This window comes from Bowmanella denitrificans, from assembly GCF_039522935.1.
Classification (GTDB): Bacteria; Pseudomonadota; Gammaproteobacteria; order Enterobacterales; family Alteromonadaceae; genus Bowmanella; species Bowmanella denitrificans.
This window is the reverse complement of sequence record NZ_BAAAEI010000023.1, coordinates 405,873-427,280: the sequence shown is the minus strand read 5'-3', so window position 1 is coordinate 427,280 and position 21,408 is coordinate 405,873. Positions and strand designations below refer to the sequence as shown.

Below are 21,408 nucleotides of genomic sequence, written 5' to 3'. Positions count from 1 at the left end.
ACCAGTATCAGGAAGCATTTATGAGCAAAGTCAGTCTGGAACAATGGAAGATGTTTGTAGCAGTGGTGGAGGCCGGTGGTTTTGCCCAGGCAGGCGAGATGTTGTTTAAAACCCAGCCCACTATCAGTCATGGCATTCACAAGATAGAGCAGTTGCTGGGTAAAGATCTTTTCAACATTCAGGGCCGTAAGGCGATGCTGACGCCCTTTGGCCAGAGCTTGCTGCCACAAGCCAAATTATTGGTAAGTCAGGCGCAGCATCTGGAAGATCAGGCCATCAGTTTCAATCAGCCAGCCAGGCAATTACGTCTGGCGGTGGATGTATTGCTGCCACCGACTTACTGGCATGCGGCGTTGCAACAGGTGCTGCGTGCCTACCCACAAACCAATGTCAAAGTGCAGCAAAGCAGTTTATCCAGAGCCGCAGAATTGCTGGAGGACGGCCATGTGGATCTGGCGATCGGCAGTCGTTTGCCAGCGCAGATAATCAGCTATCCACTTACCTCAGTGCAGCTATGGGCGGTAGTCAGCAACGAGCATAAACTGGCCACAAGCAAAGACCTTAAGCTAGATGATCTGACCTGCCATCGCCAGATAGTCATTTCCGACATGGGACTGCGGCAAAACACTAACTCCGGCTGGCTGGGCAGCACCCAACGCTTGTCGGTTTATGATGCTCAGGCCGCACTGGCGGCGGTTACTTCAGGGCTGGGTTATGCCTGGCTGCCAGACTGGCTTATCAGCCTTCCACTTAAAAACGGCGAGCTTAGCAAACTTTCGTTACAGGATGGCGGATGTCGCCAGGTTGCCCTGCAACTGGGTTACTACCCCACATACCAGGATGATCCTGTGTTGCAGACCCTGCGGGATGCCTTGCTGAATTGATAGAAATCTTCTATCAAATTCCCTGAAAAGCCTCATTATTCATCTTATGGGCCATTGATTACTCTGTTCACACTGATTAACCAACAGAGTAATACAATGATTCGCGTAGAGTTTTTCCATGATGCCGTATGCGGCTGGTGTTATTTACAGTCACCCAGGCTAAAAGTGGTTGCACAGGAGCTGGGCCTAGAAGTGATCCATCGGGCCTTTGTGTTGCAACGTAATGAGCAGGAAATGGTGGCCCGCTTCGGCTCGATGCAAGGGGCTAAAGAAGAAATCCTGCGTCACTGGCAAGCTTGTCAGCGCCAGGCCGAGCAGCCAGAACGTTTTAATATCGAAGGCATGCGCGCCCAACCGTTTAACTACCCCAGTGGCTATCAGGCGGCGCTGGCGGCCAAAAGTGCCGAAAAATTGCAAGGTCAGCAGGGCCACTGGGTGTTGTTTGACGCCATTCAAACCGCGCATTTACGCGACAACCGAAATATCGGCGACCAGAAGACTTTACTTGATATTGCGGCAGAGCAAGGCTTTGACGCCGGTAAAATTGCCAGGCTGATGCTAAGCCAGGATGTCATCAAAGCAGTGGAACTGGATAACGCCAGAGCCAGGCATTTACAGGTTCGCTCGATTCCCAGCCTGTATATCAACGATTCCACCCTGATTTCCAGCACCCTTACGCAAGGCCAGATGCGCAGCCTGCTGAATCAGGAAATAGCGCAATTGGAGGCCACCGTATGAACAACCCTGTAGCGAAATCCGTTGCCGTACTGGTTAGCCTGTTATTGCAAGTGACACCATCGATGGCGCATCAGACCACGGCGCAACAGGTCTCATCTGATGCCAAGGTCGGTATCAGCCCCTGGGGCAAAGACGATGAGCTGGGCAGACTGAATCTGAACACCGAGGTGCAGCGTAATCTATTGCTGTCCCGAGCAGACTGGAATGAAGTGTATGACCTGTCAGTAGAATACTTTGTCGGCATGCCAAGCTGGCAGGCGGCGGGCGATCCGGCTTACCAAATCTGGATGACCCATACCCCAAGAGGCGCTGTGGTCGACAATGTTCTGAATCAGGGAGACGCAGTGAATAAGCATGTGAGCTATTCCGGCAGCGCGATTTCCATGTATACCCATATGGGTACCCATATCGATGCACTCAGCCATTTTGGTCTGAATGGTGAAATCTATAACGGCTTTCATGCCGACAAGCACTTAGGTGATAAGGGCTGGCAACGTAGCGGTGCCGAGACCATCCCACCTATTATTGCCAGAGGCGTATTGCTGGATATTGCCGCCAGCAAGGGATTAACGCAACTGGCCGACAACTACAGGATCAGTGCCGAAGATATCCAGGCTGCTTTGCAAACACAGCAGATGACGCTGCAAAAAGGCGACGTGGTGCTAATCCGTACCGGCCGTATGCAGGATTATGAAAATGCCGCAGCCTATATGCAAAATGCCCCTGGACTGGGTATGCAGGCTGCGCGCTATCTGGCAGAACAGGGCCAGGCTATGCTGGTGGGTGCCGACAACCTGAGCTTTGAAGCCTTCCCCTCAGAAGTGACAGGTAACTATGTACCCGTGCATACCTACCTGTTAGCCCAGCAAGGCGTGCCCATTATGGAATTGGTCAACCTTGAATCCCTGGCCAGAGATAAGGTTTATGAGTTTGTGTTTATCGCCGCGTCACTAAAGCTGCGTGGTGCAGATGCCGCCCCCATCAGGCCCATTGCGATCCCTTTGCAGCGCGAATAGGAGTAAAAGGAGCGCACTGTTTGGAATTTTTCCACTCGCGCGATAGATCCAGGTCAAAAAAACAGCACAAGGATTGAATACAATACCCCGAATGACTTTCGGGGAGTTGTAATGTTTAATCCTTCGTTGCCACTGCAAGACCTGCTTAATGCTATGCCGGACGCCACTCTGGTGGTGGATTCGGAAGGGCAGATTTTAATCTGCAACCACTTGTTGGAGGAATTATTCGGCTACCCGCCCCGCTACCTGGAGGGCGAAATGGTCAGCCGTCTGATTCCGCAGGAACAGCGTTCGGCTCATCATCAACATATTCAACAGTATATGCAGACACCGCAACGCCGCATGATGGGGGCGGTCATGACGTTATATGGACAAAAAAGTCAGGGTGACACCTTTCCTGTCGACATTATGCTCAGCCCACTGGTGCTGGACGACAATAAACTGGTAATTTGTACCGTCCGCGATATGACAGATATTAAGCAAATGCAGGATGCTCTGACCGAAGGGCTGAAACGGGAACGGCAACTGGCCCGCATTGATGCGCTGACCGGCTGTGCCAATCGCCGGGCTTTTATGGAGCTGGCTGAGTATGAATTAGAACGATGCAGCCGCTATCAACGCCCTTTTAGTCTGGCCTATCTGGATCTGGATAACTTTAAGCAGGTGAATGATCTGCATGGCCATCTGGCCGGTGACAATCTTCTTCAGAACATTGCCCGGCGGCTGCAAAGCTGTCTGCGCAGCAGTGATACTGTGGCTCGTATCGGGGGTGATGAATTTGTTCTGCTGCTACCGGAAACACCACAAAACGTTGCCAAATTTATGTTAGACCGTCTGCACCGTCAGTTGCTGGAGGAAATGGCCAAACAGCACTGCCCGGTGACCTTCAGCATTGGGGTTTTGTCTTGTACACAAGCGCCAGAGCATATTGATCATTTGCTGAAAATGGTAGATGAACTTATGTACAGCATTAAACAAAAGGGTAAAAACGCTATTCGTTATTGCCACTTTCCAGCCATTCTCTGAATATATCCCTGGCCGGTGCCTGCTCAAATCGCTGTAAAAGCGGCACAAACACCGGCTTTTCCAACATGCTATCCAGCGCAGCTACTAATTGCTGGATATCTTCTGACTCGTTACGACAGCAAGACTGGTATTCCCTGATCAACTGACTGAATCCCTTGCCATAATCCTGCCGTAACTGACGGTCAGCCAACACAAAAAACCAGGCTCCTCCCCAGTATGCCGCCGCATATTGGCGATTTTGCATTAAGCGTCTGGCCACACTGGCGGCACTATATTGGCTGTTATACCAGCGTGCCTGAGGTTTGATTTTGCTTCGATAGGCATCTTCCAGACTGCCTTCAAGCACCCCGGCATCAGCCATTAACTGATACTGCATAAAGCTGGCAAAGCCTTCGGCAAACCAGCTGTTCCAACTGCCAAGATAAGGAATCGCCAGGTGGCTGAGTTCATGATAGGCGGTCCAGTCATTGACGAAGCGTTGCAAGGGAAAGCGGGTATCCACATAAAAATGCACACTTTGCTGATCCTGCCGCCAGGTATTGGCCCAGGGCACCGGCTGATTGGCCTTGCGCGGGTGCAGATGCAATGCCATGGTAAAAGGATACTCACCAAGAGCAGTTTGACTGGCCTTAACCGCTTTGTCTAACCAGGCCTTCAGCTTACTTTGCTGCTCTGCGTCAAACTGTGCCAGCCCGCGAATCTGGTATGCCTCACGAGCCTGCAAAGGTAACGACAAAAGCAGTAAAAACAGCAAAATACGCATCTGAACTCCCCGACACAGTGTCAGTTAATACTGGCAGCCGACACTGATGTCTCAAGGTCAATCATCTGGGTTTGTGCTGCGTTGGTCTTATCAGGTTTTATAACTGCCAACCAGTTCCTGCAAATCAGCCGCCAGTTTATTTAAACTGGTGGAGATGTTATTAGCTTCCTGCGTGCCTCGTGCCGACTGTTCAGCAATGCTGACAATAGTATGCAGGTTTTCATTGATGGATTCAGACACGGTAGTTTGCTGTTCAGCTGCGGCGGCAATCTGGTTGTTCATATCATTGATGGTCGTCACTGCCTGGTAGATTTCTTTTAAGGCTCTGTCCACCTCTTTGGTTTGTTTAACCGTCTCTTCACTGCCTTCACGAATTGAGCTGATCGCACCGACCGCCTCATTGGCACCGCTTTGCAAACGGCCAATCATCTGATTGATTTCCCCGGTGCTTGCCGCCGTGCGCGCTGCCAGGGTGCGCACCTCATCTGCTACCACAGCAAAACCCCGCCCCTGTTCCCCGGCACGAGCCGCTTCTATCGCGGCGTTCAGGGCCAGTAAATTGGTCTGTTCGGCAATACCGCTGATCACTTCCAGCACCGAGCCAATACTTTTTGACTCCTCCCCCACTTTGGAAATAACGTCCACCCCGGTGTTAACCTTCACTTCCAGTCCACCGATGACCTTAATGGCATCGTCTAATCTGACCGACGCCCCTTTCACCTGTTTTTCCACTTCACCGGTGGCTCCGGCAGCATTGCTGGCGCTGCTGGCCACTTCCTGGGCCGCGGCAGACATTTCGTTCATCGCAACCGCGACCATGTCACTTTCACTATGCTGACGACGCACGCCTTCGTCGGCCTGCTGCATAATCTGACTCAGCTCTTCGCTGGACAATGCCAGGGTTTTAACCGACCCACGCACATTATTGACCAGCGCCGCCACTTTGCCGGCAAAAGTATTGAAGGCTTTGGCCAGCGCCCCTAATTCATGTCCCAGGCTTTCGTCCAGGCGCCGGGTCAGATCCCCCTCGCCACTGGCAATATTCTGCATTGCGGCCACAGCACCATTCAGAGGTTGAATAATGCTGCGGGCTAGCAAAGCCCCCAGGACCAGGGCGGCAGCCAGCAACAGTGCCGCCAGTATCAGGATTGAAATCATACTATTGCGACTCTGCGCCCGCAGTTTAGCTTCCAGCTCGGCCAGGGTGCGGTCCAGATCGTCAATATAAAAACCAGTGGCGATAACCCAATCCTGGCCAGGAAACTTAATGGCCTTGGCCAGCTTAGGACTCGGCTGGCTTTGTCCAGCTTTCGGCCAGTTATACTCAATGTAATCGCCACCTTTGCGCGCCGCTTCAATATATTCACGCACCAGATTGCGCCCATCTGGTGAACGGCTGTCGTAGAAATTTTTGCCCTCCCGTTCAGGATTATCGGCGCTCACCACCTGCACACCACGAGTGTCATATACGAAGAAATAATTATTGCCGTGATCGTATCTGAGCTTGCGTAAAATCGCCTTTACCTGCTCAGTGTCAGTGGCAGACTGAGTGGCACTGATGGCCATTTCCAGCAGTTCATCCAGTTCTTTGCGTTTTTCTTCCGTCAGGGACTGACGTTGCTGCTTAAGGCTGTCTTCAACAATGTCATTGGCATTGCTGATAGCCAGCCAGGTCAGCAAGACCGCGAGCAAAAATGTCGGCACAGCGGCAAGCAGCAGGATACGAAATTTGATCGAGAGGGTGCGCATAAGGAAACCTTTTATTTTTGTTAGGTTAACCTTAGTAGAAACTCGTTCAAATGTGACAGTCAAGTGCCTTGATTGGTCATTTTTTTCTTAACCGACAACCAGATACAAGAATCTGATAATGCCCGGCATGGGCATAGTTACTTGTCCTGATTCACCACCAGTTCCAGCTTAGCCTTATCAGAGGATGCCATCATTTTGGCCATGGCATCCGGGCAATAGCCCTTGCGACAGCAACGTGACAGGTCAGCAAAGTGCTGATTAGCCCGTTTACGCAGCATTGCACTTAATACCCCTTTGAGCCAAATCAGCCCCTGATCACCATCCTGACGCTTATGCCATAACAAGCCAAGCTGAGTAGGCGGCAGTTCAATCGGCGTTTCATAGACCGCCAGCTCACCATTAAAGATTTCCTTCTCAATCGCCATAGAGGGCACGACACAGATCAGATTGCTGTCTTTAAGCAGTGGCGCCACGGCAGAAAAATGATTCACCGACATAGCCACTCGCCTGGTCATGCCCAGTTGCAACAGCGCCACATCGGTTACACCTGTGGTATCCCCCGACATGGACACCAGCAGATGCTCGGCACGGATAAAATCTTCCAGGCTCAGTTCTTCCCCTGCCAGCGGATGACCAGGGCGCATGGCACAAACATAACGGGGGCTGAACAGAAATTCGCTGCGGATCACGCTCGACATCATGGTCTGCCCAGCCGCCACCATATCCACTTCGGCATCATTTAAGGCCTTTTCATTGTTAACAATGGTATTGGGAATAGCATGAATATTGATATTGGGGGCATGCTGCTCGATGTAACGGCGCAGCGGTGACCACACCATGCTCACGGTAATATCGGATATCACTAATCTGAAGGTACGTCTTGCTGTTGCCGGATCAAAGCAGGTAGGATCCACCGCATCTTCCAACTGGCGCAACGGGTCGCGGATCTGGCTCCACAGATTCTGCGCAAACACCGTAGGTTGAATGCCCCGCCCATCTTTAACAAACAACTCATCTTTCCAGGCACTGCGCATTCTGGACAAGGCATTAGACACAGCAGGCTGGGTCATGGCCAGACGATCTGCGGCCCGGGTAATAGCGCCTTCTGTCATGATGGCGTCAAAAATCATCAGTAGATTCAGGTCCTGATGTCGCATCAGTGTGCTCCTGTTGAATTGTTAAACAAAATAATACATCACCCAAACTGATATGTATCATATAAATTTATAATTTTTTTTATTTACTCGGTGCTCCCATACTTGCCAGCGTCGCAATTGGCTAACTTTATGGAGAGACACATGAACCCCAAGCATTTATTACCTGCGGGCTTATTACTCAGCTCACTGGCCCTGCTAAGCGCCTGTGGTACAGACGTTCAGAACGACCACCAGATGCAGGCACCGCAGGTGTCGGTCGCACCGGTTATCAATCAACGTATCACCGAATGGGATGAGTTTACTGGCCGCCTTGAAGCACCGCAAACGGTTGAACTGCGCCCCAGAGTCTCCGGCTATATTGATATGGTTGCCTTTGAAGAAGGCGCTCTGGTCAAAGCCGGTGATCCACTGTTCTTTATAGATAACCGCCCCTTCAAAGCGGAAGTCAGCCGCCTCGAAGGTGAGCTGGAGCAAGCACAAAGCCAGGTGGATTTGGCGCAAAGTGAATATGATCGGGCCCTGAAACTGGCCCGCCAGTCTGCCATTTCCGATGAAGTGGTGGACAATCGTCGCGCCCAGTTGCAACAAGCCAAAGCCCGCATTCACTCGGTCACCGCAGCGCTGGATATTGCCCGTTTAAACCGCGGCTACACCAGAGTGGAAGCGCCTATATCCGGTCGTGTATCACGCGCGCTTATCACCAAAGGCAACTATGTAAATGCCGGACAAAGCCTGCTGACCACTATCGTTTCCACCGATAAGGTTTATGCCTACTTTGATGCCGACGAGCAAACCTACCTTAACTACCTGAAACTGGCCAAAGAAGGCACCCGCGCCAGTGCCCGTGATGCCGAACACCCGGTGTTTATGGGGCTGGCCAGTGATAGTGGTTACCCTTATGAAGGCGTGGTGGATTTTATGGACAACCAGATTGACCCATCCACCGGTACCATTCGTGCCCGCGCAGTATTTAACAATGCCGAAGGCCAGTTCCTGCCAGGTTTGTTCGCGCGCATCAAACTAACCGGCAGCGCCAGCTACGACGGCATTCTGATTGAAGACCGCGCCATTGGCACCGATCTGAGCAATAAGTTTGTACTGGTACTGGATGAGGCCAATCAGGTGCAATACCGTGCCGTCCAACTGGGTGAGAAACTTGAGGGCCTGCGCATTATCAAATCCGGCCTGCAGGCAGAAGACCGAATTGTGGTTAATGGTTTGCAGCGTGTACGCCCCGGCACCCCGGTCAGCCCGGAGTTTGTCAATATGACCAGCCAGGCCAAGCTTGAGCAATTGCAAGCGATGCAGGCTCGTCTGGATGCGCAATTTGGCACCGAACAATTAGCTAAGCAGTCTGCTACCAGCAGCGTGGTAGGAGGCTAAGATGAATTTCTCGCAATTTTTTATTCAACGGCCCATTTTTGCCGGGGTATTGTCGCTGATGATTTTCATCGCCGGCGCCCTGGCAGTATGGAAGCTGCCCATTACCGAGTATCCTGAAGTTGTGCCCCCCACAGTGGTGGTCACGGCTAACTACCCTGGTGCCAATCCCAAAGTGATTGCCGAAACCGTGGCCTCACCGCTTGAGCAGGAAATCAACGGCGTGGAAAACATGCTGTATATGTCTTCTCAGGCCACCTCTGATGGCCGTATGACCCTGACCATCACGTTTGCCATCGGCACCGATCCGGATGACGCCACAACTTTGGTTCAAAATCGGGTTAACCGCGCCATTCCTCGTTTGCCACAGGAAGTACAGCGTTTAGGCGTGGTGACGGAGAAGTCATCACCGGATTTGACCATGGTGGTGCACTTGATTTCGCCGGATGAAAGATACGATATGTTGTATCTGTCCAACTTCGCTCACCAGAATGTTAAAGACGAACTGGCACGCATTGAAGGTGTGGGCAATGTAAGGCTGTTTGGTGCCGGTGAATACAGCATGCGCGTGTGGCTGGATCCCGAAAAAGTCGCCGCTCTGAACCTTAATCCGGGCGACGTGGTGGCTGCAATTCGGGCTCAGAACCAGCAAGCAGCAGCGGGCAGTCTGGGCGCTCAGCCCACTGGTAACAGTGACTTCCAGTTATTGATTAACGTTAAAGGTCGCCTGGCTGACGAGGAAGAGTTCGCCAACATTATTATCAAGGTAGGTGAAAACGGACAAATCTCTAGGATCCGCGATGTGGGCCGGGTTGAACTGGGCTCCAACTTCTATGCGCTGCGCTCGCTGCTCAACAACCAGCCTGCCGTAGCACTGCCGGTATTCCAGGCACCTGGCTCCAACGCCATTCAGATTTCTGACGATGTGCGCGCCACCATGGCCGAACTGAAAAAGACCTTCCCACAAGGGGTGGATTATCAGATTGTTTATGATCCTACGGTATTTGTGCGTGGCTCCATCAAAGCCGTTATCAACACCCTGCTGGAAGCTATCCTGTTGGTGGTATTGGTTGTGGTGCTGTTCCTGCAAACCTGGCGCGCTTCGGTCATTCCGTTGGTGGCCGTGCCGATTTCGCTGGTGGGTACCTTTGCCATTATGCACCTGATGGGCTTTTCCCTGAACGCGCTGTCGCTGTTTGGACTGGTACTGGCCATCGGTATTGTGGTGGATGACGCCATCGTCGTGGTGGAAAACGTTGAACGTAATATTCACGATGGTTTAAGCCCGGTGGAAGCGACTAAGCAGGCCATGCGTGAAGTCACAGGCCCCATTGTGGCAACCACATTGGTGCTGGCGGCAGTATTTATTCCTACCGCTTTTATGTCGGGTCTGACCGGCCAGTTCTACAAACAATTCGCCCTGACCATTACGATTTCTACCGTGATCTCGGCCATTAACTCCCTGACGTTGAGCCCGGCCCTGTCTGCACTGTTACTGAAAAGCAACAACGCGCCTAAGGACTGGCTGACCCGGGGTATGGATAAAGTGTTTGGCGGCTGGCTGTTTGGCCCCTTCAACCGCCTGTTTGACCGCGGCGCCAAGGGTTACACCCAGGGAGTTGGCAAACTGGTGCGCATGAGTGGCATTATTCTGGTGCTGTATGCCGGCCTGATGGCGCTGACCTATCAGCAGTTTTCCAGCACGCCAACAGGCTATGTACCGGGTCAGGATAAGATGTATCTGGTGTCTTTCGCCCAGTTGCCCGATGCTGCCTCTCTGGACAGAACCGAAGCGGTGATCCGTGAAATGTCTGACATTATGCTTCAGCATCCAGGCGTGGAAAATGCGGTGGCCTTCCCAGGCCTGAATATCAACGGCTTTACCAACAGTCCCAGCAGCGGCATTGTGTTCGCAGCCCTTAAGCCTTTCGATCAGCGGACCAGCCCTGAGCTGTCTGCCGGCGCCATTGCTGCGCAGTTAAACCAACAATTTGGCGCGATTAAGGGGGCTTTTATCGCCATCTTCCCACCCCCGCCGGTACAAGGTCTGGGCACCATAGGCGGCTTCAGGCTGCAAATTCAGGACCGCGCAGGCCTTGGTTTTGAAGAACTGTACCGGGTGACTCAGGAAGTCGTCGGTAAAGCCTGGGCGGCACCTGAGTTAACCGGTAACTTCTCCAGCTTCCAGGTCAATGTGCCGCAACTGGATGTGGAACTGGACCGCACTAAAGCCATGAGCCAGGGTGTGGATATGAATACCCTGTTCCAGACCATGCAAGCTTATCTGGGTTCGGTATATGTGAATGACTTTAACCAGTTTGGTCGTACCTATCAGGTTAATGTGCAGGCCGATGAGCGTTTCCGTCAGGAGCCAGAGCAGATTGCCCAGCTTAAGGTACGTAATCAGGATGGTCATATGATCCCACTGGGTTCATTCTTAAGCGCTCACCATGGCGCAGGGCCAGACCGGGTGATGCACTACAATGCCTACCCCACGGCCGAAGTAAACGGTGCTCCCGCCCCCGGCTTCAGCTCAGGTCAGGCCAAGGCTGCCATTGAACGCATTCTGGATGAAACCTTGCCTCTGGGCATGACATACGAGTGGACAGAACTGACCTACCAGCAAATTCTGGCTGGCAATACCGCCATGCTGGTCTTCCCGTTGGTGGTGCTGTTGGTGTTCCTGGTACTGGCTGCGCAATACGAGAGCCTGACCCTGCCACTGGCCATTATTCTGATTGTGCCGATGACATTGCTGTCAGCCATGACCGGGGTGATTATCTATGGTGGTGACAACAATATCTTCACCCAGATAGGCTTTATCGTGCTGGTGGGGCTTGCCACCAAAAACGCCATACTGATCGTCGAGTTTGCCAAAGAACTGGAAGATAAAGGCCTGAGTACCATGGAAGCCATCAAGGAAGCCAGTCGCCTGCGTCTGCGTCCCATTCTGATGACTTCAATTGCCTTTATTATGGGTGTGGTGCCTATGGTGTTGTCATCCGGCGCCGGTGCGGAAATGCGCCAGGCCATGGGTGTGGCGGTATTCTCCGGCATGATTGGTGTCACCATCTTCGGCCTGATCCTGACCCCGGTGTTCTACCACCTGTTGAGAAACCGCAAGGCTAAACAACAAGCACAAACCGTAACTGCTCAGGGAGCATTGGCCCATGACTAATTCACTTATCAAAATGCCGCTGGCTGCGTTAGCCGTGGCGGTGCTCAGCGCCTGTGCCGTGGGGCCGGATTACCGGGCGCCGGAATTAATCGCCACAGAACTGACCGACCTGACTGCCAATGTGCAGTCAGGGGTCAGCCAGGACCCCTTATGGTGGCGTCAGTTCGATGATCCCCAACTTAACCAACTGATTGAAGCCACTTTAAAGAACAACCCGTCCCTGGCCGCGGCCAGGGCCAATGTGGACGCTGCTTATGCGCAATTTATGGATATCAGTAACGACATTCTGCCAAGCGGTGATATCCAGGCCGTCCACCAGGCCCAGAATCAGTTAGCACCCGGAATGGGAGACCAGCGGGTACATAGCCGCTCATTCCGTTTGGGAGCACAACTGAACTGGACAGTGGATCTGTTTGGTAAATTGCGCCGCGCCACTGAAGCCGCCGAGGCCGATGCCAAAGCCAGTGAACAGGCCTGGCGTGACATCCGGATTAACCTGCTCAGTCAGGTGGCCAATCAATATGCCACCAGTCAGGCGCTAAGTGCCAGGGTTGCCGTTGCCAAACGCAATCTGCAAAGCCTGGCCAGGACCCGAACTATTATTCAGGCCAGGTTAGAGTCAGGCTATGCGTCACAGCTGGATTTGCTGCGTATCGATGCCCAGGTTAAAGGCGTAGAGGCCAGTATTCCGGCCCTGCAAGCGCAGGCCGAGCGCAGTCGAAACAGCTTGCTGGCCCTGGCTGGCGGCCGGCAAAAACTGACCGACTGGCAATGGCTGGACAGCGATCTACCCCAGTTGAATAAGCCGGTTGCCATTGAACAGCCTCAGGAACTGTTGCGACAACGCCCGGATGTGCAATTGGCTGAACGCCGGCTGGCATCCGCGACAGCCAGGATTGGCGTGGCACAGGCGGCCCAATATCCGGAGCTGTCGGTTAACGGCTTTCTGGGTTATCTGTCGCTGGGCGGCACCAGTCCTGACAGTCAGACCCGGGCCTGGAGTCTGGCCCCCAGTCTAAGCTGGCCCGGATTGGATTTGTCCTCCGTACAGGCGCAAATAGACATTGCCAATGCCAGGGAGCGTGAGGCGCTGGCCAATTTGCAAGGCCAATGGCTGGGTGCTGTGGCGGATGCACAATCGGCTCTGAGCGACTACAGCAAGAGCCAGCAGCAAACCCATTTGCTTGAAGCACAGGTGCTAGCCAGTCAGCAGGCACTGGAACTGGCGCAACTGCAATACGACGCCGGCGCCATTGAGTTACTGGACCTGCTAGACAGCGAACGTACTTTATTGGCGGCCAGGGACAATCTGGTGCAGGCGCAAAACCGTACCTTTGTGGCCTTAAGTGAAGTCTATCGCGCCTTTGGTGGCAGGCTGACTCCTGATGCCGCCCATCCCCTGCTGGCTAATCGGTCAGCGGGCTGATCCCCTTTGAGGCACCCGGCAGCGACAACTGTCCTCCAGCCAGGCCAAAAGCCGGGCTGCCTCATTTTTTCCTGAAGTTCACCTGCGATTCAGTTGAGGTTAAGTGCCGGGCGCCTATAACCCAATATAAGGTTACTTACCGGAGGCAAGTTATGCTTGTCCTTCCTTACTGGAAAGCCCACTTACGTCTGGTGTTGCTATTGTTACTCAGTTTTGCACTGGTATCAGTGGTAAATGCCCAAACTCCCACTATTGATGAAGTCGAGATTCAGGAACCCCTGGATGACGAGGAGCTGGATACCTTGCTGGCGCCTGTCGCCTTATATCCAGATACCCTGCTGTCACATATTCTGATCGCCGCCAGTTACCCATTGGAAATTGTCGAAGCAGCACGCTGGCGGGCACAACATCTGGATCTGGATGCCGATGAAGTGCTGGAAGCCAGCGAAGATAAGGACTGGGATCCCAGTGTCAAAGCACTACTGCCTTTTACTGAATTACTAACGCGAATGAGTGAGGATCTGGACTGGACCCGGGATCTTGGCGAAGCCAATCTGGCCGATGAAGAACAGGTACTGGCCAGGATCCAATATCTGCGCCGTCAAGCCTACAGTCAGGGCAATCTGACCAGTAATGAACATGTGGTGGTAGAAGAAGAGCCACAGGTTATCCGGGTTGAGACCATTAAACGTGAAGTGGTGTATGTGCCTTACTATGACAGTCGCATTGTATACGGCGACTGGTGGTGGCATCGCCCTCCGGTGTATTGGCCGCAATCCGGGTTGTCGGTAGGCATTCACTGGGGCCATAGTGTGGTGGTGCGTCCCAGCTTTTACTTCAGTGCCTTTCACTGGCATAACCGGCATATCGTAGTGAACTATGACAACTTCCACCACCGCCCCTATCATTATCCCAGCCATTATTGGTACAGATATGATGCCAGACGCTGGCAGCACAACCTGCATCATCGGCGTGGTGTACGCTATCACAAGCCGCGGGCTTACCGTCAGGTCACCTATAACCGGGAAAATGGTCAGGTGGGCGGTACCGTGCATGTCAACCGGGTACGTTCAGAGCCCAGATTCAAACAAGACAGGGTCAGGGTGGTGAGCCGTGAGCAGCCAAATGCTGCACAGTTACAGCAACATCATAGCCGCTCAGTGGAATCGCAGCGCCAGTCACACAGCAATCAGGTGATTCAGTACCAGCAAAGACCCCGCCAACAACACAACAATAGGCAAGTGGACGAGCGCAGATACAGAAACCAGCAAAACGATTTGGCTAACCGGCAGGCGCTTCGCCCTCAGGTACAACCGCGCCGGGTTCCTGAACAAAGTCGCACCGTTCAGCGCCAGCAACATACCCAGGTGAAAAGCCATTCAGTACAGCGGCAACATCAAGCCAGGCGTGAAACGACGCCAAGACAAGACAAACCCGCTAACACCTTACGACATTCACACCGGGAGCCTAAGCAGCAAAGATAAATAGCCCCTAATCATGCTGGTAAATTCTGGGCATGCGCTGATTGATGCGGGTCAGCAATTCATAGCCGATGGTATTAGCATGCCCGGCGACTTCCGTGACGGGAATATGCTGCCCCCAAATTTCCACTTCATCACCTATGGCTGCCTGGGGCAGATGGCTGACATCCACGGCTAACATATCCATGGAAACGGTGCCCACTACCTGTGCGCGCTGACCATGTAAATAAACCTCGCTACTGCTGTTGGTCAGACGCGGGTAGCCATCAGCGTAGCCAATAGCCAGGGTGGCGATACGACTTTTCTGGCTGGCCTGCCAACGGCCGTTATAGCCCACCGTTTCACCAGCCTCGATATCGCGAAGCGCAATAATCTGGCTGGTGACCTGCATGGCCACCTGCAGCCCCATTTCTGCCGCTGTCTTACCGGGAATGGGCGAACAGCCATATAACATAATACCAGGGCGATTCCAGCCTACCGCCGCCCCCGGCAAAGTATACAGTGCTGCGCTGTTAGCCAGACTGACTTCACAGTCCAGATGAGCCGCCAGAGCGAACAACTGCTGCATCTGATGTTTGTTCGTTTCGGAATGAAATTCCTCGGCACAGGAAAAATGGCTGGCCAGCACCGGCTTTTTGTTCAGTTTGCGGCCAAGCTTATCCGCCCAGCTTTGTGCCTCCACCGGATTCAGACCTAGCCTGTGCATGCCAGTATCTACTTTCAGCCAGCATTGCAAATCATCCAGCCCATCAGATTTAAGCAGCCCATCGACCTGATTGGCGCTGTGTAACATGGGCCAAAGGTCAGATTGCTGAGCGAGCTTTAATTCTTCTGCGCTGTTGACGCCTTCAAGAATCAATACTGGTTTTTGAATACCAGCGCTGCGTAATAGCAGCGCTTCATCGATAAAGGCCACAGCAAAAGCCGGCACATGGGGTGCCAGGTATTTCGCCACTTCTACCGCCCCATGACCATATGCATCAGCCTTAATCACTGCCACCTGCCGGGCCTTAGGCGCCAAATGGCTGGCCTGCCGATAGTTATGCAATATTGCCGGCAGATTGATACGGGCTCGGGTAGGTCGATAATGCATGATGATTAAGGCTCAGGAACAAAAGGAATATTAATTTACCAAAAATGAATTAAATTTAAATATTTTATTCACAGACCAAGATGCTCTATTATCAAGACATCTCTGATCATGCAATCGGGCAGATTACCATGAAACATAAGCTTATTTCACTGCTGGCCTTGTTTGTCTGTCAGTTGGCTCAGGCCGGTTGGCAAGTGCCGGACAATATACAGCAACTGGTGGTTGTCACTACGGCAGACTGGCGTGCCAATCAGGGCAAAATGCAGGTGTACCAAAAGACACAGGGCAAATGGCAGCGCACGGATCTGCACAGCCCCGTTACCATCGGCCGCACAGGTATGGCCTGGGGAATAGGCCTGCACCCAGAACAACAAGGCCAGCAAAAGCAAGAAGGCGATGGTAAGGCCCCGGCGGGATTATTTCGGCTGACCACAGCTTTTGGTTATGAGGCACTGCAAAATCTGCATATTCCCTACCAGCAGATGCAGGCCAGCCACTACTGTATGGACGTTAAAGGTTCCCCGTATTACAACCAGATTGTCGACAGCCAGGAAGTGGGTAAGCAGGCGATTGAGGGCTCGTCAGAGGGCATGCGCCGGGATCTGCACTATGGAGACAACCTATACAGCAAGGGCATAGTGGTAGAGCACAATGGACAAAATATCTCTGGCGCCGGTAGTTGTATCTTTATGCATTTATGGCGTGCGAGCGACAAACCCACAGCTGGTTGCACCGCTATGCCCGCCGAGGTGATGGATAAATTACTGAGCTGGCTGGAGGCAGATAAGCACCCCGCTTTATTATTGCTACCTGAGGCTGAATATCAACGCCTGCGCAGTGAATGGGCCTTGCCTTAGATGCGTTTTGTCTTCCCACAGATACAAACTATGGGCTGAAAGTCCTAGTCTTTGGGCTTCGCCCTTGTTTGATTGTCGGAATGAATTCCGACCTACGGCAGCTGGGCAACAATATGACAGGTGAACAGGTTAAACTCTGCTGCAAACCGGCTGGAACAGTGTGCGCAAGTATAAAGCAAGGGGGCAGATAATCTGCCCTCTAACCTACATTCGCCACATACCAGGGCATGGTCAGGCTGATGCCATCAAAGATCCGGTATTGTGGCGCATAGCCCAATAGCGTTTCCGCTTTGCTGACGTCCGCCTGGGAATGACGCACATCACCAGCGCGAAAATCACGGTACACCGGCTTTTTACTGTAGCCGACTCCCTGTTCCTGCAGCGCTTCCTTAATCGCCTGGAATAGCTGGTTCAGGGTCGTTCGGTCACCCACCGCCACATTAAACACTTCGTTCTTGTCTAGCGCCGTTGTCGCCGCCAGCAGATTGGCCTGGATCACATTGTCGATATAGCAAAAGTCCCGGCTGGTTTCGCCGTCGCCATTGACAAACACCTCTTCGCCGCGCTTCATGGCAGCAGTCCATTTAGGGATCACCGCCGCGTAGGCGCCATCTGGGTCCTGACGTCTGCCAAATACATTGAAATAACGCAGGCCCACGGCTTTAAAGCCATATGCACGATCAAACACATCGGCATACAGCTCATTCACATACTTGGTCACCGCGTAAGGTGATAAGGGCTTGCCAATATTCTCTTCTACTTTAGGTAAGGCTGGATGGTCACCATAAGTGGAGCTGGAAGCTGCGTAGACAAAGGCTTTAACCCCGGCATCTTTGGCCGCCACCAGCATATTCAGAAAACCGCTGATATTAACTTCATTACTGGTGATTGGATCGTTAAGTGAACGCGGCACGGAACCAAGCGCTGCCTGATGCAGTACCCTGTCCACGCCTTTTACCGCTTCTTCACACAAGCTTTTGTCACGAATATCACCCTGAATAAAGCGGAAATTCTGCCAGCGGGATGGGCCGACAACCTCCTGTACCTCATCAAGATTACGTTGATGACCAGTGGCAAAGTTATCCAACCCCACCACCTTCTGATTAGCCTTTAGCAGTGCTTCCAGCAAATTGGAGCCAATAAAGCCTGCTACGCCCGTTACCAGCCAGGTTTGCGGATTCGCTTTAAGGTCAGCCAGCAACAGGGAAAACTTATCCATTTTACAGCCTCATATCCGTTAAGTTTTTATCCAATGCATATTTCAGGTCATATACCACGCGCCGCGCTTTGCACAGCGAATCGAGTTTTGCCCCGTCCCAGTCTCTGAACTGTTTATGTGCCACAGCCAGAATAACCGCATCATAGGCACCATTGTCCGGCTCGGCTTTAAGTTCCAGGCCATATTCATGCATGGCTTCTTCAGGCGAAGCCCAGGGATCATGGATATCCACCTTAACCCCGTACTCCTGCAACTCAGCAACAATATCCACCACCCGGGTATTGCGCAGGTCAGGGCAGTTCTCTTTAAAGGTCAGTCCTAACAGCAAAACTCTGGCACCCTGCACCTGAATACCTTTTTGGATCATGGTCTTAACCAGCTCAGATACCACATACTGGCCCATGCCGTCGTTAAGACGACGCCCTGCCAGAATCATCTCAGGATGATAACCAATGGCTTGTGCCTTGTGGGTCAGATAATATGGATCAACACCGATACAGTGGCCACCCACCAGGCCGGGCCTGAATGGCAGGAAGTTCCACTTAGTACCTGCCGCCTCAAGGACTTCAAGGGTATCAATATTCAGACGATTAAAGATAATCGCCAGCTCATTGATAAGAGCGATATTCACATCCCGCTGGGTATTTTCAATGACCTTGGCCGCTTCAGCCACTTTAATGGAACTGGCCAAGTGAGTACCGGCAGTAATAATCTCGCGATAGATGCTGTCCACCAACTCCCCCACTTCAGGCGTAGAGCCAGAGGTGACCTTTTTAATAGTGGACACCCGGTGCTCTTTATCACCGGGGTTGATGCGCTCCGGACTGTAACCGGCAAAGAAATCCTGATTAAATTTAAGACCGGAAACCCGCTCCAACACCGGCACACAATCTTCTTCGGTGGCCCCGGGATAAACAGTGGACTCGTAAATAACGATATCGCCTTGCTTTAACACCTTGCCAATGGTTTCACTGGCGCGAATCAGGGGAGTTAAATCCGGACGTTTAAACCCATCAATAGGGGTTGGCACTGTAACTATAAAGACATTTGCCTGGCGCAGGTCCTCAAGTTCACAGGTAAAAGAAAGATGCCTGGATTCCGCCAGTTCTTCTTTGCTGACTTCCAGGGTAAAGTCCACGCCACTTTGCAATTCCTGAATACGTTTGGTGTTAATATCAAAGCCAATAACGGCTCTCTTTTTGCCAAACTCCGCTGCCAGTGGTAAGCCGACATATCCCAGTCCAATGACAGCCAGCTTAATGGACTGAATATCCGGTAATTGATGCTCCATAGCGTTATCCTGTTAATTCCTGATAATGGGGGATATGGTGCTGGATATTGATTTTAAGTCAACGGTCATCGCCAAATTTTTGTCGTCTGGTCAAAAATTTATACTTAAAAGTTAAACAGCCCTAAGTATCAGGTCGGGATACATCCCGACCCACAGGGTTAAAGCTGATCTAAGTAAGCATCAATATCATCATCCAGCTTTTGTTCTTCCTTGCTTTGCTCGACCTTGCCATCTTTAACTTTAAATTCAACATTCTGGAAATAGATATCTTTGACCATGGCGTAGGGGTCCACGGCGCCATCGATCAACTGCTCCTGATCCATCAAGCGGATACGGGTTTCCATGGCATCAATTCCCCAGCGGAACAGGCTAACCGGAAAGCTCAACGCATCCATAGGCCAATAAGCAGAATCAACAAAATCGCCCACGCCACCACGTACATCGTTAGCCCCCAACACCGGCAACATCACGTAAGGACCACTACCGACACCCCAAACGCCCAGTACTTCACCGAATTCTTCCGACTTGCGCTGCATACCAATTCCCTCGGCTACATCAATGGTACCCAGCAAGCCTACGGTGGAGTTCACTAAAAAACGTCCCAGACTTACCATGGAATCGCCCACTTTACCCTGCAGCAGGTTGTTAACCGAGTTAGCCGGTTCTTCCAGGTTTGAAGCGGCGTTATGCAGCCCTGTGCGGGCGAAACCCGGCATATAGTCGCGATACACCACAGCCACGGGCCTGGCCACATAAGTATCCAGATAATCCCAGTTAAAGGTCCACATGGCACGGTTAAACGATTCGAGTGGATCGCGTGGATCGCCTGTCACCTGGTTACTTTGTTGCGCCTGTTCCACTGGCCCTTTGGATGCACAGCCCCCCAGCAATAATGCCGGAAGCAGCAAGCAAAGGCCCAGTTGGCAGGATTTGGACATCATCAATTTAGTTCCTTATCAATGGTAATTTCGATTTGCAGCATCTGCCCTTTACTGAGGGCCAGATTGATTTCCCCCTGTAATTCGCCGGGTGCGCTCTGCACATCAGCGTCCTGGGAAATTCTTGCTACTACCTGGGCCTGCTGCAAACTGGACAAATTGTAGTTCGGCAACATGGCATTAGCATCCGACAGCTCAATCTCCAGAGGCAAGCTGGTCAAAGGCTGGCGAATCACCGCTGCGGGCATTTTCATGTTGCTATCCTGACTGCGGGCAAACACAATCAGATAACCGTCATTTGGCAGATGCGCGCGCAGCGCCTCACTGATGCCAACCTTAATTTTTAAGCTGGTCCCCTGCACGCCTGACAATTCATCAATGCGCTGCTGAATTGACGCCTGCATGGGATCCTCGACCGGTAATAGCGATTTTAGCGCCGTCCAGCTTTTTAGCGCTAACGGTTGGTCTCCCAACTGGGTCGCGGTAATCGCCAGCAACCCAAGACTGCTTTGATTATCAGGTTCCTGCAATTGCAGTTTTGTCAAAAGTTGTTTCGCCCGCGTCAGACTCTCCTCACTGCCAATCATCACCAACGCCTGACTAAGGCTAAGCAGGGTGCCACTGCGGTCAGGGGCCTGACTTAAGGACTTTTCGTACGCTTCAATGGCACTGTCCAGTCGATTCAGGCTGGCATACAAACGCCCCAGCAATAACCAGCCTTCCGGCGCCTGTGGGTCGGCGTGTAGCTTGGTGCGCAGCGCCAAAGCAAACCGTTGCAGCTCTTCCACCGTGACACTGGGATCTGCCTCTACCACCACACGCCGGCCCAAATCAGCTAATTGGGCATTGGCGGCCTGCCAGTCATGTAATGCATCCAGCTCATTGGCGTGCCAGTAGCTGTATGCACTCACCATCAGGGCCAGGCTTAAACCAGCCAGCAACACCCAGCGCGAAGAACCGCTGACAATGCGTGCGTCCTGGCCTTGTTCCATGGCAAGGGCCAACTTCAATTCCTGCTCAGCCTTGTGCAGATCCTGGCTCTCTATCAAGCCTTCATTGACTTCTCTGTGTAATTCATCCAAACGTTGACGTGTCAGCGCCACATTCAGTTGCTTACCATCCACGGGGCGTATGAACCGTCTGCCCAGCCAGGGCCAGCCAATCAGCAGAACAGCCAGCACTGACATTAACAACAAACCAAACCAGAACATT

17 protein-coding genes are annotated in these 21,408 nt (G+C 52.4%); 9 read left to right on the top strand and 8 right to left on the bottom strand.

Translation table 11 applies throughout. The features are described 5' to 3' along the window. Nucleotides 1–20 precede the first annotated feature (20 nt). The 4 genes from ABD028_RS19500 (at nt 21) to ABD028_RS19485 (ending at nt 3,664) form a co-directional block, all read left to right on the top strand. The gene (locus ABD028_RS19500; RefSeq protein WP_343847117.1) at nt 21–884 is read left to right on the top strand and encodes a LysR family transcriptional regulator; all 864 of its coding nucleotides are present in this window, start codon (nt 21–23) and stop codon (nt 882–884) included. A 96-nt stretch (nt 885–980) separates the two neighbouring features. Next, nucleotides 981–1,622 carry a DsbA family oxidoreductase gene (locus ABD028_RS19495; RefSeq protein ID WP_343847116.1) on the top strand — a complete coding sequence of 214 codons (642 nt, stop codon included), beginning with the start codon at nt 981–983 and terminating at the stop codon, nt 1,620–1,622. Beyond that, a complete protein-coding gene (locus tag ABD028_RS19490) occupies nt 1,619–2,638 on the top strand; it encodes a cyclase family protein (protein ID WP_343847115.1) in 1,020 nt (339 codons plus the stop codon). The genes ABD028_RS19495 and ABD028_RS19490 overlap by 4 nt, the downstream gene beginning before the upstream one ends. Nucleotides 2,639–2,749: 111 nt before the next feature. Continuing rightward, the gene (locus ABD028_RS19485) at nt 2,750–3,664 is read left to right on the top strand and encodes a sensor domain-containing diguanylate cyclase (RefSeq protein WP_343847114.1); all 915 of its coding nucleotides are present in this window, start codon (nt 2,750–2,752) and stop codon (nt 3,662–3,664) included. Here the strand turns inward: ABD028_RS19485 and ABD028_RS19480 are convergent. The 3 genes from ABD028_RS19480 to ABD028_RS19470 all read right to left on the bottom strand — a co-directional run bounded on the left by ABD028_RS19480 (nt 3,630) and on the right by ABD028_RS19470 (nt 7,333). Continuing rightward, complete coding sequence (locus ABD028_RS19480; protein ID WP_343847113.1) at nt 3,630–4,427, bottom strand: hypothetical protein; 798 nt, start codon at nt 4,425–4,427, stop codon at nt 3,630–3,632. The genes ABD028_RS19485 and ABD028_RS19480 overlap by 35 nt on opposite strands. 90 nt (nt 4,428–4,517) lie before the next feature. Further along, the gene (locus ABD028_RS19475) at nt 4,518–6,176 is read right to left on the bottom strand and encodes a methyl-accepting chemotaxis protein (protein ID WP_343847112.1); all 1,659 of its coding nucleotides are present in this window, start codon (nt 6,174–6,176) and stop codon (nt 4,518–4,520) included. A gap of 137 nt (nt 6,177–6,313) precedes the next feature. Next, nucleotides 6,314–7,333 (bottom strand): LysR family transcriptional regulator, encoded by a 1,020-nt coding sequence (locus tag ABD028_RS19470; protein WP_343847111.1) that lies wholly within the window; start codon nt 7,331–7,333, stop codon nt 6,314–6,316. Nucleotides 7,334–7,474: 141 nt separating this feature from the next. Between ABD028_RS19470 and ABD028_RS19465 the strand changes: the two genes are divergently transcribed. The 4 genes from ABD028_RS19465 (at nt 7,475) to ABD028_RS19450 (ending at nt 14,801) form a co-directional block, all read left to right on the top strand. Further along, nucleotides 7,475–8,716, top strand: a complete 1,242-nt coding sequence (locus ABD028_RS19465; RefSeq protein ID WP_343847110.1) for an efflux RND transporter periplasmic adaptor subunit — start codon at nt 7,475–7,477, stop codon at nt 8,714–8,716. A 1-nt stretch (nt 8,717) separates the two neighbouring features. Further along, entirely contained in the window at nt 8,718–11,891 is a 3,174-nt protein-coding gene (locus ABD028_RS19460) for an efflux RND transporter permease subunit (protein WP_343847109.1), read from the top strand. After that, nucleotides 11,884–13,317, top strand: a complete 1,434-nt coding sequence (locus tag ABD028_RS19455; RefSeq protein WP_343847108.1) for an efflux transporter outer membrane subunit — start codon at nt 11,884–11,886, stop codon at nt 13,315–13,317. Before ABD028_RS19460 ends, ABD028_RS19455 begins: the two co-directional genes overlap by 8 nt. 152 nt (nt 13,318–13,469) lie before the next feature. Beyond that, complete coding sequence (locus ABD028_RS19450) at nt 13,470–14,801, top strand: DUF3300 domain-containing protein (protein ID WP_343847107.1); 1,332 nt, start codon at nt 13,470–13,472, stop codon at nt 14,799–14,801. A gap of 7 nt (nt 14,802–14,808) precedes the next feature. Here the strand turns inward: ABD028_RS19450 and alr are convergent, their stop codons facing one another. Next, complete coding sequence (gene alr / locus ABD028_RS19445; RefSeq protein ID WP_343847106.1) at nt 14,809–15,891, bottom strand: alanine racemase; 1,083 nt, start codon at nt 15,889–15,891, stop codon at nt 14,809–14,811. Nucleotides 15,892–16,019: 128 nt separating this feature from the next. On the opposite strand from alr, the gene ABD028_RS19440 reads away from it, so the two are divergent. Next, complete coding sequence (locus ABD028_RS19440) at nt 16,020–16,748, top strand: L,D-transpeptidase family protein (RefSeq protein ID WP_343847105.1); 729 nt, start codon at nt 16,020–16,022, stop codon at nt 16,746–16,748. Between the two features lie 199 nt (nt 16,749–16,947). On the opposite strand, the gene ABD028_RS19435 is transcribed toward ABD028_RS19440, so the two are convergent. The 4 genes from ABD028_RS19435 to ccmI all read right to left on the bottom strand — a co-directional run bounded on the left by ABD028_RS19435 (nt 16,948) and on the right by ccmI (nt 21,407). Then, the gene (locus ABD028_RS19435) at nt 16,948–17,967 is read right to left on the bottom strand and encodes an SDR family oxidoreductase (RefSeq protein ID WP_343847104.1); all 1,020 of its coding nucleotides are present in this window, start codon (nt 17,965–17,967) and stop codon (nt 16,948–16,950) included. Nucleotide 17,968: 1 nt separating this feature from the next. Then, the gene (tviB, locus tag ABD028_RS19430) at nt 17,969–19,258 is read right to left on the bottom strand and encodes a Vi polysaccharide biosynthesis UDP-N-acetylglucosamine C-6 dehydrogenase TviB (RefSeq protein WP_343847103.1); all 1,290 of its coding nucleotides are present in this window, start codon (nt 19,256–19,258) and stop codon (nt 17,969–17,971) included. Between the two features lie 158 nt (nt 19,259–19,416). Continuing rightward, entirely contained in the window at nt 19,417–20,199 is a 783-nt protein-coding gene (locus tag ABD028_RS19425; protein WP_425542140.1) for an MlaA family lipoprotein, read from the bottom strand. Continuing rightward, nucleotides 20,199–21,407 carry a c-type cytochrome biogenesis protein CcmI gene (ccmI, locus tag ABD028_RS19420; RefSeq protein ID WP_343847165.1) on the bottom strand — a complete coding sequence of 403 codons (1,209 nt, stop codon included), beginning with the start codon at nt 21,405–21,407 and terminating at the stop codon, nt 20,199–20,201. Before ccmI ends, ABD028_RS19425 begins: the two co-directional genes overlap by 1 nt. Between the last annotated feature and the right edge of the window lies 1 nt (nt 21,408).